A 13,614-nucleotide genomic window follows, 5' to 3' on the forward strand; every position below is an offset into this window, starting at 1 on the left:
GCCGCCAACAGAAGCGTAGTACCACTCGCCTTCAGTGGTGTATAGAGATCCCATAGGGATGCCATTTTTGGTGACGTTGATAACAGAGTCACTTACGCGGTCAAATTCAACACCGTCATAACCTGGTTTAGTCGGGTCAACTTCTAGCGGTGGTTTACCATTCACTAAATCTTTAGTGATGTGGATAGGCTCGCCGCCACCAACAGAAGCGTAGTACCACTCGCCTTCAGTAGTGTATAGAGATCCCATAGGGATGCCGTTTTTGGTGACGTTAATAACAGTGTCACTAACGCGGTCAAATTCAACGCCGTTGTAGCCTGGTTTAGTTGGGTCTAGCTCAGGGCGCTCTCCACCGTATTCAGGAAGATTGTTATCCGGTTGTGTTGGGTCTAACTCTGGGCGATCGTTGCCATACTCTGGAAGATCGTTATTTGGTTCTGCATGCACTGGTAAAGTAGGGATAGGGGCATCGTTAGTATCAGAAGAGCTTGAGCTACCAGAGAGTAGCCCTGCAACGACAGCTGCTGATGCTGTGCCAACCGCAGCCCATGTGCCAGTAGATTCTTTTTCGTAAACTACATCGTCAATGATTGCCATTTTACCAGGCTTAGCATCTGCGTATTTTGCATCGAGTTGTGCTTGAATTGATGCATCAATTCCCTGCATTTGTTGACCGATAAGTTGGCTAGTCGCACTGTTTGCTGCTTGCACATCAACTTGGGTAGTTGATGCAAATGCTGTAGCAGAAAGAGTTGCAGAAATGGTTAGAGCTAAAATGCTTGCTTTCATATTGGCGAAAATCTCATAGTGTGAGTAAACGAATCCTTATTGTTAAATGCCTCCTGGCGATGAAGTGAATTATGTGATTAGGTGGTTTTTTCTACAATAAAGCGAAATAGGTTTCTTATATTAATGAAATTTATAATGAATGGTTGTTCATAATGTGATTTGCTTGCTGGAAATCTAAATCTTTGTATTTATTGTGTTTTTAATTTTGTTGTGTTGATAGGGAGACCAAGGTCTTAGTTTGTTATTAATTCAAATAGAGTTTAACGGTATCGTTTGATTGTGCTTTTGCACCATAGATTTACTAGCAATGGCATATTTATCTGGATCGTCGCTAATATATGCAATGTTTGTTGTGTGTTATCTAAGATAAGGAGGAGTACTTAGCATGAGGAATACACTTAATGTGGTTTGACACACATTGTCATTTAGATTTTCCAGAATTTGCCACTAATCGTCAGGCATACAAAAAGCTATTTTCTGATCATGATATTCAGCGATTTTTTGTGCCTAGCGTTGGTCCGGAAAATTGGCGAGATGTGTTGCAACTTAGGAAACATCACAGTTACCAAGTAGGGTTGGGGATACACCCTTGCTTTTTACAACCTCTTATTGATGAGAATATTTTACAGCGGAGTTTGGATAAGTTGCATGCGTTAGCATTGCAAAATCAAAGCTCGCTTTCTGCTATCGGCGAGTGTGGATTAGATAAGCGTATTGATGTCCCAATAGCCACCCAACTATCAGCCTTTCATTTTCAGATAGAGTTAGCAGAACAATTACAACTTCCCTTGGTTATCCATTCTGTTCAGCAGCACCACAATATTCATGCATCGTTAAAAATGAGAACCCGAGACAATCTTGGGGTGGTGCATGCATTTAGTGGTAACTATCAACAAGCAAAATCATTGCTCGATCTAGGGTTGAAAATAGGTGTTGGAGGCGTGATTACTTGGCCAACAGCACAAAAAACGCGTGAAGCAATAGCAAAGCTACCTTTAGATTGCATTGTGCTAGAAACAGATGCTCCTGATATGAAAATCACAGGCTTCTCTCAACTGCCTAATTCCCCTCATTTTTTACCTAAAATATTTAATCAGTTAGTTTTACTAAGAGAAGAAAGTGCTTCTATACTGGCTGATAGAATATGGGAAAATAGTGTTAACTTATTTAGCCGATAATTTCATTTTCCTATGATAAATAGAGGTTTTCGAGCGTAAGTGTGATGGTTATCACTAATAAAATGAATGTTTGCATTGAAAATTACTTCAAACGTGATCATTAACTAGTTTTACAAAGGGATGGACGGTATAATCCATTTCGTTATGAACATTTTCTACAACATTTTTACACTTTTTTTTAAACATTTTAAAATAAGGAAGCCATAAACCATGAGCCTGTTTATGAGCATAGTAGGTATGCTGGTACTGATTCTTATCGCAGTACTACTATCAGATAACCGTAAAGCAATTAACATCCGTACAGTGGCGGGTGCTTTTGCTATTCAGTTTATATTGGGTGCATTTGTACTTTATGTCCCTTGGGGTAAAGATCTTCTGAAAAGTATTTCAGATGGTGTTTCTAGTGTCATTAGCTATGGTGCCGACGGCAGTGGCTTTTTATTCGGTAGCCTAGTTAACTTTTCAGTAGATGGCATTGGATTTATCTTTGCTTTCCAAGTGCTACCAACGTTGATTTTCTTCTCTGCATTAAGCTCAGTACTTTACTACTTGGGTGTTATGCAGTGGGTTATCCGTATTCTTGGTGGTGGCCTGCAAAAGGCACTAGGTACTTCTCGCGCAGAATCAATGTCTGCTGCAGCTAACATCTTTGTTGGTCAAACAGAAGCACCTTTAGTGGTTCGTCCTTTTGTACCTCGTATGACTCAATCTGAACTATTCGCAATCATGTGTGGTGGTTTGGCTTCTATCGCTGGTGGTGTACTAGCGGGTTACGCATCAATGGGCGTGCCTATTGAATACCTAGTTGCAGCGTCATTCATGGCAGCTCCTGGCGGTCTATTGTTCGCTAAGATCATGAAGCCTGAAACAGATGAGCCAATTGATCAGCTTCCTGACACATTAGAAGAAGGTGAAGATAAACCTGCTAACGTTATTGATGCAGCAGCAACAGGTGCATCTGCGGGTCTAAGCCTAGCGCTAAACGTTGGTGCAATGCTTATCGCTTTCATCGGCCTTATTGCACTTATCAACGGCCTTCTAGCTGGCGTTGGTGGCTGGTTTGGTTTTGAACATCTAACTCTAGAAATGATCTTAGGTTGGTTGTTTGCACCACTAGCATTCCTAATCGGTGTACCATGGAACGAAGCACAAGTTGCTGGTGAGTTCATTGGTATGAAGACGGTAGCGAACGAATTCGTCGCTTACGCTAACTTCGCACCTTACCTAGGCGATGCTGCTCCGGTTATTCTAAGTGAGAAGACGAAAGCCATTATCTCATTCGCATTGTGTGGATTTGCTAACCTTTCTTCTATCGCAATCCTATTAGGCGGTTTAGGTGGTATTGCTCCTAAACGTCGTGGTGATATTGCTCGCATGGGTATTAAAGCGGTGATTGCTGGTACGCTTTCAAACCTAATGGCGGCGACAATCGCTGGCTTCTTCCTTTCTTTCTAAGCGATTAGAAACAAAGTAATTAAACGCTCTAGTGATATTCACTAGAGCGTTTTTTTCTTTCTACTAGCCGGTTTGTTTGATATCACTTTTTTTTGAGATGCAAACCGTTTGCGTTCATTGTTAATGCTACAGAGATCTAACTTCCGACTATACTATTCAACGAAGTTAATAGGATGGACAATGATTATGAGTGAAGTTTTGTTAGCCGTATTTGCCGGTTTTATCGTCGGAGTACTGTTTTCAGCAATAAAACTGCCAATTCCAGCGCCGCCGGTGTTGTCTGGAGTGATGGGGATTGTTGGGGTGTACTTAGGTGGGCATTGCTATCACTGGTTAGTAGAGAGATTTTTTCAATAATATCTGTATGGGTAAGTATGAGGTGATGGGTAATACCTAGAGTTCAATACTTATCGATATGAATATAAAGATGTACTTCCGTTGCAAAAAACAACGGTCTGCGGTTTAGGGTTTATAACCGCGCGGTGACAAGGAAAGCAATTGGTTATTTCACCAAGTCTTCATGGAACCAAGTCCGTTCATTGAGTCTGGATGCGCAATAACAAAAGCCCTATCTATAACGAAAGTGCTGTGTGAATTGCCTCCAAAACTATTCAAACTTTTCGGAGAAAAAAATGAGCGATTTGAAAGCTGCAGCTTTGCGTGCACTTAAATTAATGGATCTTACCACTCTTAACGATGACGATACCGATCAAAAGGTTATTGATCTTTGTCATGCGGCTAAGTCAACTGTAGGTAATACGGCTGCTGTTTGTATTTACCCTCGTTTTGTCCCTATTGCTAAGAAAACGTTGCGTGAGCAAGGCACACCAGACGTTAGAGTTGCGACTGTAACTAACTTCCCTCACGGTAATGATGATATTGATATCGCTGTAGCAGAAACTAAAGCTGCGGTTGCTTATGGCACCGATGAAGTGGATGTTGTATTCCCTTATCGAGCACTGATGGCGGGTAATGCCGAAGTGGGTTTTGAGTTGGTGAAACAGTGTAAAGCGGCATGTGGTGATACTTTACTTAAAGTGATTATCGAAACTGGTGAGCTAAAAGAAGAAGCACTAATTAAACAAGCCTCTGAAATCTGCATTAAAGCGGGTGCTGACTTTATCAAAACCTCTACCGGTAAAGTGCCAGAAAACGCAACGCCAGAGTACGCGCGTATGATGCTAGAAGTGATTCGCGATATGGGCGTTGCAGATAGCGTTGGTTTTAAACCTGCTGGTGGCGTACGTACTGCAGAAGATGCGGCGTTGTACCTTGCGATGGCCGATGAGATCTTAGGTGACTCTTGGGTGGATAACCGTCACTACCGTTTTGGCGCATCAAGCCTACTAACAAACCTACTCAATACGTTAGAAGTGACTGACGAAAAAGCAGACCCTGCTGCATATTAATAGTCTGAAAGAAGGCTTACTTAACGGTAAGCCTTTATTTTTAAATATTAAATTTTAGGGTAGGGCTTATGTATTTACCTCAAGAAATCATTCGTAAAAAACGTGATGGTGAAATTCTCACGACGGATGAAATCAACTTCTTTATTCAAGGTGTGGCGAACGATACTGTCTCTGAAGGGCAGATAGCCGCATTTGCAATGACTATCTTTTTCAATGAAATGACCATGCCAGAACGTATCGCGCTCACTTGTGCAATGCGTGATTCAGGGATGGTGATTGATTGGAGCCACATGAATTTTGATGGCCCGATTGTAGATAAACATTCTACGGGCGGAGTTGGCGATGTTACCTCTTTAATGCTAGGGCCAATGGTGGCGGCATGTGGCGGGTATGTTCCTATGATTTCAGGCCGTGGCTTAGGTCATACTGGCGGAACATTAGACAAGCTTGAATCTATTCCTGGTTACAACATTACTCCAGACAATGAGGTTTTTGGTCGAGTGACTAAAGATGCCGGTGTGGCCATTATTGGTCAAACTGGAGACTTAGCACCTGCCGACAAACGCGTGTATGCCACGCGAGATATTACCGCAACGGTAGACAATATCTCTTTGATTACCGCATCAATCCTCTCTAAGAAACTGGCGGCCGGCCTAGATTCGTTAGTCATGGACGTAAAAGTGGGTTCTGGTGCATTTATGCCAACATACGAAGCATCAGAAGAGTTAGCTCGTTCTATCGTGGCAGTTGCGAATGGCGCTGGCACAAAAACCACCGCAATACTGACGGATATGAACCAAGTGTTAGCTTCGTCGGCAGGTAATGCGCTTGAAGTGCGAGAAGCGGTGCGCTTTTTAACGGGCGAATATCGAAACCCTCGTTTGCTTGAAGTGACTATGGCATCTTGCTGTGAAATGTTAGTGCTTGGCAAGTTGGCAGATTCCACTGAGCAAGCTCGCGAAAAGCTAATGACAGTGCTTGATAACGGCAAAGCGGCTGAGTGCTTTAATAAAATGGTGTCAGGCCTTGGCGGGCCATCAGACTTTGTGAGCAACTATACTCAATACTTACCCGAGGCTGAGATCATTAAGCCTGTGTTTGCTAAACAAAGCGGCGTTATTACTCACATGGATACTAGAGCGATTGGTATGGCGGTTGTGGGTATGGGCGGCGGTCGTCGCGTGGCAACAGATAGCATCGACTACGCCGTTGGCTTTGATAAGTTTGCACAACTTGGTGATGCCGTGAATGCTGAAAAGCCGCTGGCTTTCATTCATGCGCGTAATGAACAGCAATGGCAAGAGGCTGCAAATGCTTTGCAAGCCGCTATCCATATTGGTGACCCATCTCAGTATCAAGCAACACCAGTGGTGTATGCCCAGATAAGAGCCGAAGATTTATAGGCTAAGGATACAACAATGAAACGAGCCATAATTTTAGTTTTAGATTCATTTGGTATTGGCGCAACACAAGACGCCGATAAATTTGGTGATGTCGGTTCTGATACTTTGGGTCACATTGCTGAGCAATGTGCAAAAGGGTTAGCGGATAATGACACACGCAGCGGTCCTTTAACACTACCTAACTTGTCTCGCTTAGGTTTAGGTTTAGCCGCTCAAGAATCAACGGGAACATTTCCTATTGGTTTAGATAGCAACGCCGACATCATCGGTGCTTACGGGCATGCTGCGGAAATTTCATCAGGCAAAGATACTCCTTCAGGTCACTGGGAAATCGCTGGTGTTCCGGTGTTATTTGATTGGGGATATTTCACTGATTTGGAAAATAGCTTCCCGCAACCACTGCTTGATCGAATCGTTGAACGAGCCGGTCTTAAAGGTTACTTAGGTAATTGCCATGCATCAGGAACTCAAGTGCTTGATGATCTCGGTGAAGAACACATGCAGACAGGAAAGCCAATTTTCTATACCTCTGCTGATTCGGTTTTCCAGATTGCCTGTCATGAAGAAACCTACGGCTTAGATAATCTGCTAAAGCTTTGTCAGATTGTTCGTGAAGAGCTTGAGGACTACAACATTGGGCGAGTGATTGCGCGTCCATTTATTGGTGAAAAAGCCGGTGAATTTAAGCGTACCGGTAATCGTCGCGATCTATCGGTTGAGCCGCCAGCGGCAACTGTGCTGCAAAAACTGGTTGATGAAAAGCAAGGCGAAGTGATCTCGATTGGTAAAATTGCGGATATCTATGCCAACTGTGGTATTACCAAAAAAGAGAAAGCCACCGGTCTTGAAGATCTGTTCAATTTAACTCTAGAACAAGTTAAACAAGCACCAAACAACAGTATTGTGTTCACTAACTTTGTGGATTTTGACTCTTCATACGGTCATCGCCGTGACGTGGCAGGTTATGCGGGAGCACTAGAATATTTTGATCAACGTCTACCTGAGATTTTGGCGATATTAGAGCCTAATGATGTACTGATTTTAACCGCCGATCACGGCTGCGATCCAACATGGCAAGGTACTGATCATACCCGAGAACATATTCCAGTATTGGTGTATGGGGATAAAATAGAAGCGGGTTCATTAGGTCGCCGCTCAACATTTGCCGATATAGGTCAGAGCTTAGCTCACTATTTTGCTACTTCAGAAATGGATTATGGAACTAACTTCTTAAAATAAAAGAAGTCAATAGATTAATGCGCTAATAGGGCTAAGACCCTCATTAAAACAGAAAAGGAAAGATAAAATGGCTACTCCTCATATTAATGCAGAAATGGGTGATTTTGCTGACGTGGTATTAATGCCAGGTGACCCAATCCGAGCTAAGTACATTGCGGATACCTTTCTTGAAAACGTAGTACAAGTGTGTGATGTACGTAACATGTATGGTTTCACTGGGACTTATAAAGGCCGTAAAATCTCAGTAATGGGACACGGCATGGGTATTCCATCTTGCTCTATTTATGTCACTGAGCTGATCAAAGATTTTGGCGTTAAGAAAGTGATTCGTGTTGGTAGTTGTGGCGCGGTTCGCAGTGACGTGAAACTGCGTGACGTTGTGATTGGTATGGGCGCGTGTACTGATTCAAAAGTAAACCGCATCCGTTTTAAAGATCATGATTTTGCAGCAATTGCAGACTACGGCATGGTGCGCAATGCAGAGCGTGCGGCTGAGAAACTGGGTATTGCGGCTAAAGTGGGTAACCTATTCTCTGCTGAGCTTTTCCATACTCCAGATCCAGAGATGTTTGACGTGATGGATAAATATGGCATTTTGGGCGTAGAGATGGAAGCGGCGGGCATTTATGGTGTTGCAGCGGAATACGGCGTAAAAGCATTAGCGATCTGTACTGTTTCGGATCACATTAAAACGGGTGATCAAACAACGTCTGATGAGCGTGCAACCACATTTAATGAAATGATGGAAATTGCACTAGAATCTGTTTTGTTGGGTGATGCAGAATAAGAACATATTTCCTTACAGAATAGTTTGTTACGTTCGGATCTCTATTTAATAAAAAAGCTTGGCTCTTAATGTAAGAACCAAGCTTTATTTTCTTCTCAGAACTAATGTAAGCAATACACCAGAGAGAAAACTCATCAATATCATTAGGTACATAGTACGATCGCTATTGCGATAATGATGATCAGAAAAGGCAACGACACGCCCTTTTTCAAAAGTGACTCTGACATAGCCAATAATGGCATCTTGAGAAAAAATTGGCTCAATGAGCTGTTGTTTACCTATTCCTGCAGAGGCCAAAGGCGTGTCCATACCAAGGGATTCACGTACTGTCGTAGCCTTGGTGCTTGAGGCTATTTTTACGCCACTATTGTCATACACAGTAGCATCTGCCACTAAAGTATCTTGGGCCAATTGGTTGGTAAGGTGTCTTAATTTTTCTTGATCTTCAGTAATCAAAAAGTCGCTGGCACTCAACGCCGCTTGCGATATTAGAAGCTTAGTTAGAGTTTGCAGCTGTTTAGTTTGAATCTGCTGATTGCCGTGGCTGATGCTGACACTGTTGCGTACTATGGTGACGAGCATCAGTACTAGTAGCCCAATAAAAATCAGTTTAATAAACAGACGGAGAGAAAATAAAGATTCTTTCATTTCACCAAACGTAATTAATGTATGCCATTGCATAGTGATACTTGCGCAATCAAATTGCAATAGGGTAAGTTTAGGGGAATGTATCTTGGAAACGGATTTGAATTTTCATGGAAGTTAAAGAATTACAACGTATCAATGCCCTAGGCAATACTTCTCAGCAACAATTAGCGGTTGTTTTTGCTGAACAAAGCAATGAGAAATTAACCCAAGCATTTAATAATGAAGAGTTATTTGCTAGTTGGGGCGTGGGTCGTTATCAGGTCTTTCTAACCAGTAGTGCAAATGTAGAGATGCATAGTGAAGCATTAACGAGTGCTAAAATCGATTTTGCGCATCTTAAAGATCTGCCAAATATGACGGAACCGGGTTTGGCGCTTTTTGATATGGATTCAACCTTAATTGAGATTGAATGTATTGATGAAATAGCAAAATTGGCAGGCGTGGGTGAAGAAGTTTCCGAGGTGACCGAGCGCGCGATGCAAGGTGAGCTCGACTTCGAACAAAGTCTAAGACAAAGAGTGTCAAAGCTCGCTGATGCTGATGAATCTATTTTAATGGAAGTGCGTAGTGAACTGCCATTGATGGCGGAAGCAAAGCTGTTAATCGATGGCTTAAAACAAGCAGGCTGGAAAGTTGCAGTGGCATCGGGCGGTTTTACTTATTTTTCAAACCATCTTAAAGAACTTTTAGATTTAGATTTTGCTCGTTCCAATCGACTTGAAATAAAGTCGGGTAAATTAACCGGTGCCGTGTTGGGTGAAGTCGTCTCAGCGCAAACCAAGGCGGATATTTTAGAACAGCTTCGAGTTGAGTATCAGCTAGAGCGCACTAATTGTATTGCAGTGGGTGATGGTGCTAATGATTTAGTTATGATGGCAGTGGCCGGGTTAGGTATTGCTTACCATGCTAAGCCTAAGGTAGTCGAGCAAGCTCAGACTGCGGTAAACTATGCCGATCTAGGTGGCGTGCTATGTATTTTATCGGCAAGCCACGTATTACACACTCTAAATAAAGAATAATTAATGGCAAAAGTAAAAACGGCTTACGTATGTAACGATTGCGGTGCGGATTTCCCTCGTTGGCAAGGGCAATGTAGCGCATGTGGTGCTTGGAATACAGTGACAGAGGTTCGTTTAGCCGCTTCCCCACAAGTGGCTCGAAATGAGCGTTTGACCGGGTATGCAGGCAACGCTGAGCAGTCAAAAGTACAAGTGCTAGCTGATATTGATTTACAAGATGTACCAAGATTTAGCAGTACGTTTAAAGAGTTTGACCGTGTGCTTGGTGGCGGCATTGTTCCGGGAGCGGCTATTTTAATCGGTGGTAGTCCGGGGGCGGGTAAATCGACGGTATTGCTACAAACTATGTGCCGACTTGCCGCTGATATGCCAACGCTGTATGTCACTGGTGAAGAGTCATTGCAGCAAGTGGCTATGAGGGCATCTCGTTTAGGTTTGCCTAAAGATAACCTGAAAATGCTTTCTGAAACGAACGTAGATAAAATTTGTCAGGTTGCCGAAAAAGAGCAACCTAAAATCATGGTTATTGACTCCATTCAGGTAATGCATGTATCTGATGTGCAATCTTCACCGGGTACAGTGGCACAGGTAAGAGAGTCAGCCACTACCCTGACTCGTTATGCGAAGCAAAATAATGTTGCCATCTTTATTGTTGGCCACGTAACTAAAGACGGTTCTTTAGCAGGACCAAAAGTGTTAGAGCATATTATCGATTGTTCGGTATTGCTTGATGGTGGTGCGGACAGCCGTTTTAGAACCTTACGTAGCCATAAAAACCGCTTTGGTGCGGTTAATGAGCTTGGCGTTTTTGCCATGACAGGGCAGGGGCTAAAAGAAGTCTCAAATCCTTCTGCTATTTTCCTCTCTCGCGGTGAAGAGCAAACTTCGGGCAGTTCAGTAATGGTGATTTGGGAAGGGACAAGACCGTTACTTGTCGAAATCCAAGCATTAGTGGATTATTCGCAATTGGCTAATCCTCGACGTGTGGCTGTGGGGCTGGAGCAAAACCGGTTATCCATGCTATTAGCGGTGTTGCACAAGCACGGCGGCATGCAAATGGCTGACCAAGATGTCTTTGTGAATGTGGTCGGTGGCGTCAAAGTTACAGAAACCAGTGCTGATCTTGCCTTGTTAATTGCATTGCTCTCTAGTTTTCGAGATAGACCGCTACCTAAAGATGTGGTTGTATTTGGTGAAGTTGGGCTTGCCGGGGAGATTCGCCCGGTGCCTAGTGGTCAAGAACGTCTTAACGAAGCTTTCAAACACGGTTTCACAAAAGCTATCGTACCAAGTGCAAATATGCCTAAGGGCGGTATCGCTGGCATGCAGATTCATGCGGTGAAAAATTTATCTGAAGCAATTCAGGCATTTGATGAGATGTAATCAATAGTTGTAAAAATATATTCGCAACTGGTGATTAAAGGCTCTTTTCACGGGCTTGATTCTCATCTATAGTTCTTGGATTGAAAATAAAAGGCGAAATTTTCGCTCAACAAGCACACAGAGCTATCAGTCTATGCAGATTGTGATATACTCTGCGCGCATTTTATATCCTATTGATAGAGTAAAACGATGACTGATTTATCAAAATACAGAAATATTGGTATTTTCGCGCACGTTGATGCGGGTAAAACCACGACAACTGAGCGTATCCTAAAGCTTACCGGCCAGATCCATAAAACTGGTGAAGTTCATGATGGTGAATCAACTACTGACTTCATGGAACAGGAAGCTGAGCGCGGTATTACAATCCAATCTGCAGCAGTAAGCTGTTTTTGGAAGGGCCACCGTCTAAACGTTATCGATACTCCTGGACACGTTGACTTCACAGTTGAAGTTTATCGTTCTCTTAAAGTTCTTGATGGCGGCGTCGGCGTATTCTGTGGTTCTGGTGGTGTTGAGCCACAATCAGAAACTAACTGGCGTTACGCTAACGAATCAGAAGTATCTCGTCTGATCTTCGTTAACAAACTAGACCGTATGGGTGCAGACTTCTACAACGTTGTTGACCAAGTTAAAAACGTTCTAGGCGCGACTCCTCTAGTTATGGTTCTACCAATCGGCCGCGAAGATGACTTCGTAGGTGTTGTAGACCTTCTAACACGTAAAGCATACGTTTGGGATGACACTGGTCTTCCTGAAAACTACGAAATCAAAGATGTTCCAGCGGACATGGTTGATGATGTAGAGCAGTACCGTGAAGAACTAATCGAGACTGCTGTAGAGCAAGACGATGAACTAATGATGGCATACATGGATGGCGAAGAGCCTTCTATCGAAGACATCAAACGTTGTATCCGTAAAGGTACTCGTGACCTAGCGTTCTTCCCTACTTTCTGTGGTTCTGCATTTAAGAACAAGGGCGTACAAATCGTTCTTGACGCAGTAGTTGATTACCTACCTTCTCCAACAGAAGTTGATCCTCAACCTCTAATGGACGAAGAAGGCAACGAAACTGGCGATCACGCTATCGTTTCTGCAGATGAAACATTTAAAGCGCTTGCATTCAAAATTATGGATGACCGCTTCGGTGCACTAACTTTCGTTCGTATTTACTCTGGTAAATTGAACAAAGGTGACACCATCATGAACTCATTCACTGGTAAAACAGAGCGTGTTGGCCGTATGGTTGAGATGCAAGCTGATGACCGTAACGAACTAACTAGCGCACAAGCTGGTGACATCATTGCGATCGTTGGTATGAAGAATGTTCAAACTGGTCACACTCTATGTGATCCTAAGCACCAAGTTACTTTGGAGCCAATGGTATTCCCAACTCCAGTAATCTCAATTGCTGTATCTCCTAAAGATAAAGGCGGTTCTGAGAAAATGGGTATCGCAATCGGTAAAATGGTTGCAGAAGATCCATCTTTCCAAGTTGAGACTGACGAAGAGACTGGCGAAACTATCCTGAAAGGTATGGGTGAGCTTCACCTAGACATTAAAGTTGACATCCTTAAGCGTACTTACGGTGTTGACTTAACAGTTGGTGCTCCTCAGGTTGCTTACCGTGAAACTATCACTCAAGCAATTGAAGATAGCTACACGCATAAGAAACAGTCTGGTGGTTCTGGTCAGTTCGGTAAAATCGACTACCGTATCAAACCAGGTGAAGCAGGTTCTGGCTTCAGCTTCAAATCAACAGTTGTTGGTGGTAACGTTCCTAAGGAATTCTGGCCTGCAGTTGAGAAAGGTTTTGCATCTATGATGGAAAACGGTGTTCTTGCTGGCTTCCCAACTCTAGACGTTGAAGTTGAACTATTCGACGGTGGCTTCCACGCAGTGGATTCATCTGCAATCGCATTTGAAATCGCAGCGAAAGGCGCATTCCGTCAATCAATGCCTAAAGCTGGTGCGCAACTGCTTGAACCTATCATGCACGTTGACGTATTTACTCCAGACGATCACGTTGGTGATGTTATCGGTGACCTTAACCGTCGTCGTGGCATGATCAAAGATCAACAAGCTGGCGTAACTGGTGTTCGTATTAAAGCTGACGTACCTCTTTCTGAGATGTTCGGCTACATCGGTCACCTACGTACAATCACTTCTGGTCGTGGTCAGTTCTCTATGGAGTTCTCACACTACGCAGCATGTCCAATGAACGTTGCTGAAGAAGTTATTGCTAAAGCTAAAGCTGAGAAAGAAAACAAGTAATTGTTTGTTCTTAAATAGCTAAAAAAGCCC

Annotated in this window: 10 protein-coding genes and 2 pseudogenes; 10 read left to right on the top strand and 2 right to left on the bottom strand. The window is 43.2% G+C overall.

Annotated elements, in window-relative coordinates; all coding sequences use genetic code 11:
- Positions 1 to 789: pseudogene (locus tag VHA01S_RS17905) on the bottom strand (hypothetical protein); the annotation flags it as partial.
- A 401-nt stretch (positions 790 to 1,190) separates the two neighbouring features.
- Between VHA01S_RS17905 and VHA01S_RS12400 the strand changes: the two are divergent.
- From VHA01S_RS12400 to deoD, 7 genes are all read left to right on the top strand, one after another.
- Positions 1,191 to 1,967, top strand: coding sequence for a TatD family hydrolase (locus VHA01S_RS12400; protein WP_023404718.1), 777 nt, complete (start codon positions 1,191 to 1,193; stop codon positions 1,965 to 1,967).
- A gap of 210 nt (positions 1,968 to 2,177) precedes the next feature.
- The gene (locus VHA01S_RS12405) at positions 2,178 to 3,422 is read left to right on the top strand and encodes a NupC/NupG family nucleoside CNT transporter (RefSeq protein ID WP_023404719.1); all 1,245 of its coding nucleotides are present in this window, start codon (positions 2,178 to 2,180) and stop codon (positions 3,420 to 3,422) included.
- Positions 3,423 to 3,608: 186 nt separating this feature from the next.
- Positions 3,609 to 3,779, top strand: coding sequence for a XapX domain-containing protein (locus tag VHA01S_RS12410; RefSeq protein WP_039970857.1), 171 nt, complete (start codon positions 3,609 to 3,611; stop codon positions 3,777 to 3,779).
- 275 nt (positions 3,780 to 4,054) lie between these two features.
- Entirely contained in the window at positions 4,055 to 4,831 is a 777-nt protein-coding gene (deoC, locus tag VHA01S_RS12415) for a deoxyribose-phosphate aldolase (RefSeq protein WP_023404721.1), read from the top strand.
- A 68-nt stretch (positions 4,832 to 4,899) separates the two neighbouring features.
- Positions 4,900 to 6,234 (top strand): thymidine phosphorylase, encoded by a 1,335-nt coding sequence (deoA, locus tag VHA01S_RS12420; RefSeq protein ID WP_023404722.1) that lies wholly within the window; start codon positions 4,900 to 4,902, stop codon positions 6,232 to 6,234.
- Between the two features lie 15 nt (positions 6,235 to 6,249).
- Entirely contained in the window at positions 6,250 to 7,473 is a 1,224-nt protein-coding gene (locus VHA01S_RS12425) for a phosphopentomutase (RefSeq protein ID WP_023404723.1), read from the top strand.
- A 67-nt stretch (positions 7,474 to 7,540) separates the two neighbouring features.
- Positions 7,541 to 8,260 carry a purine-nucleoside phosphorylase gene (deoD, locus tag VHA01S_RS12430; protein WP_023404724.1) on the top strand — a complete coding sequence of 240 codons (720 nt, stop codon included), beginning with the start codon at positions 7,541 to 7,543 and terminating at the stop codon, positions 8,258 to 8,260.
- 84 nt (positions 8,261 to 8,344) lie between these two features.
- On the opposite strand, the gene VHA01S_RS12435 is transcribed toward deoD, so the two are convergent.
- Positions 8,345 to 8,908, bottom strand: coding sequence for a YtjB family periplasmic protein (locus tag VHA01S_RS12435; protein WP_039970859.1), 564 nt, complete (start codon positions 8,906 to 8,908; stop codon positions 8,345 to 8,347).
- Positions 8,909 to 9,111: 203 nt separating this feature from the next.
- Between VHA01S_RS12435 and serB the strand changes: the two are divergent.
- The 3 genes and pseudogenes from serB to fusA form a co-directional block, all read left to right on the top strand.
- Positions 9,112 to 9,927 (top strand): annotated as a pseudogene (serB, locus tag VHA01S_RS12440) (phosphoserine phosphatase SerB); the annotation flags it as partial.
- A 3-nt stretch (positions 9,928 to 9,930) separates the two neighbouring features.
- Complete coding sequence (gene radA, locus VHA01S_RS12445; protein ID WP_023404727.1) at positions 9,931 to 11,310, top strand: DNA repair protein RadA; 1,380 nt, start codon at positions 9,931 to 9,933, stop codon at positions 11,308 to 11,310.
- 189 nt (positions 11,311 to 11,499) lie between these two features.
- Positions 11,500 to 13,584 (top strand): elongation factor G, encoded by a 2,085-nt coding sequence (fusA, locus tag VHA01S_RS12450; RefSeq protein WP_023404728.1) that lies wholly within the window; start codon positions 11,500 to 11,502, stop codon positions 13,582 to 13,584.
- Positions 13,585 to 13,614: the final 30 nt, after the last annotated feature.

This window comes from Vibrio halioticoli NBRC 102217 (assembly GCF_000496695.1).
In the GTDB taxonomy this organism is placed as follows: Bacteria; Pseudomonadota; Gammaproteobacteria; order Enterobacterales; family Vibrionaceae; genus Vibrio; species Vibrio halioticoli.

Bases quoted from the DNA above. Each gene is read 5' to 3' on its own strand.
- VHA01S_RS12400 (WP_023404718.1), top strand. From the start codon at position 1,191: ATGTGGTTTGACACACATTGTCATTTAGATTTTCCAGAATTTGCCACT.
- VHA01S_RS12405 (WP_023404719.1), top strand. From the start codon at position 2,178: ATGAGCCTGTTTATGAGCATAGTAGGTATGCTGGTACTGATTCTTATC.
- VHA01S_RS12410 (WP_039970857.1), top strand. From the start codon at position 3,609: ATGAGTGAAGTTTTGTTAGCCGTATTTGCCGGTTTTATCGTCGGAGTA.
- deoC (WP_023404721.1), top strand. From the start codon at position 4,055: ATGAGCGATTTGAAAGCTGCAGCTTTGCGTGCACTTAAATTAATGGAT.
- deoA (WP_023404722.1), top strand. From the start codon at position 4,900: ATGTATTTACCTCAAGAAATCATTCGTAAAAAACGTGATGGTGAAATT.
- VHA01S_RS12425 (WP_023404723.1), top strand. From the start codon at position 6,250: ATGAAACGAGCCATAATTTTAGTTTTAGATTCATTTGGTATTGGCGCA.
- deoD (WP_023404724.1), top strand. From the start codon at position 7,541: ATGGCTACTCCTCATATTAATGCAGAAATGGGTGATTTTGCTGACGTG.
- VHA01S_RS12435 (WP_039970859.1), bottom strand. From the start codon at position 8,908: ATGAAAGAATCTTTATTTTCTCTCCGTCTGTTTATTAAACTGATTTTT.
- radA (WP_023404727.1), top strand. From the start codon at position 9,931: ATGGCAAAAGTAAAAACGGCTTACGTATGTAACGATTGCGGTGCGGAT.
- fusA (WP_023404728.1), top strand. From the start codon at position 11,500: ATGACTGATTTATCAAAATACAGAAATATTGGTATTTTCGCGCACGTT.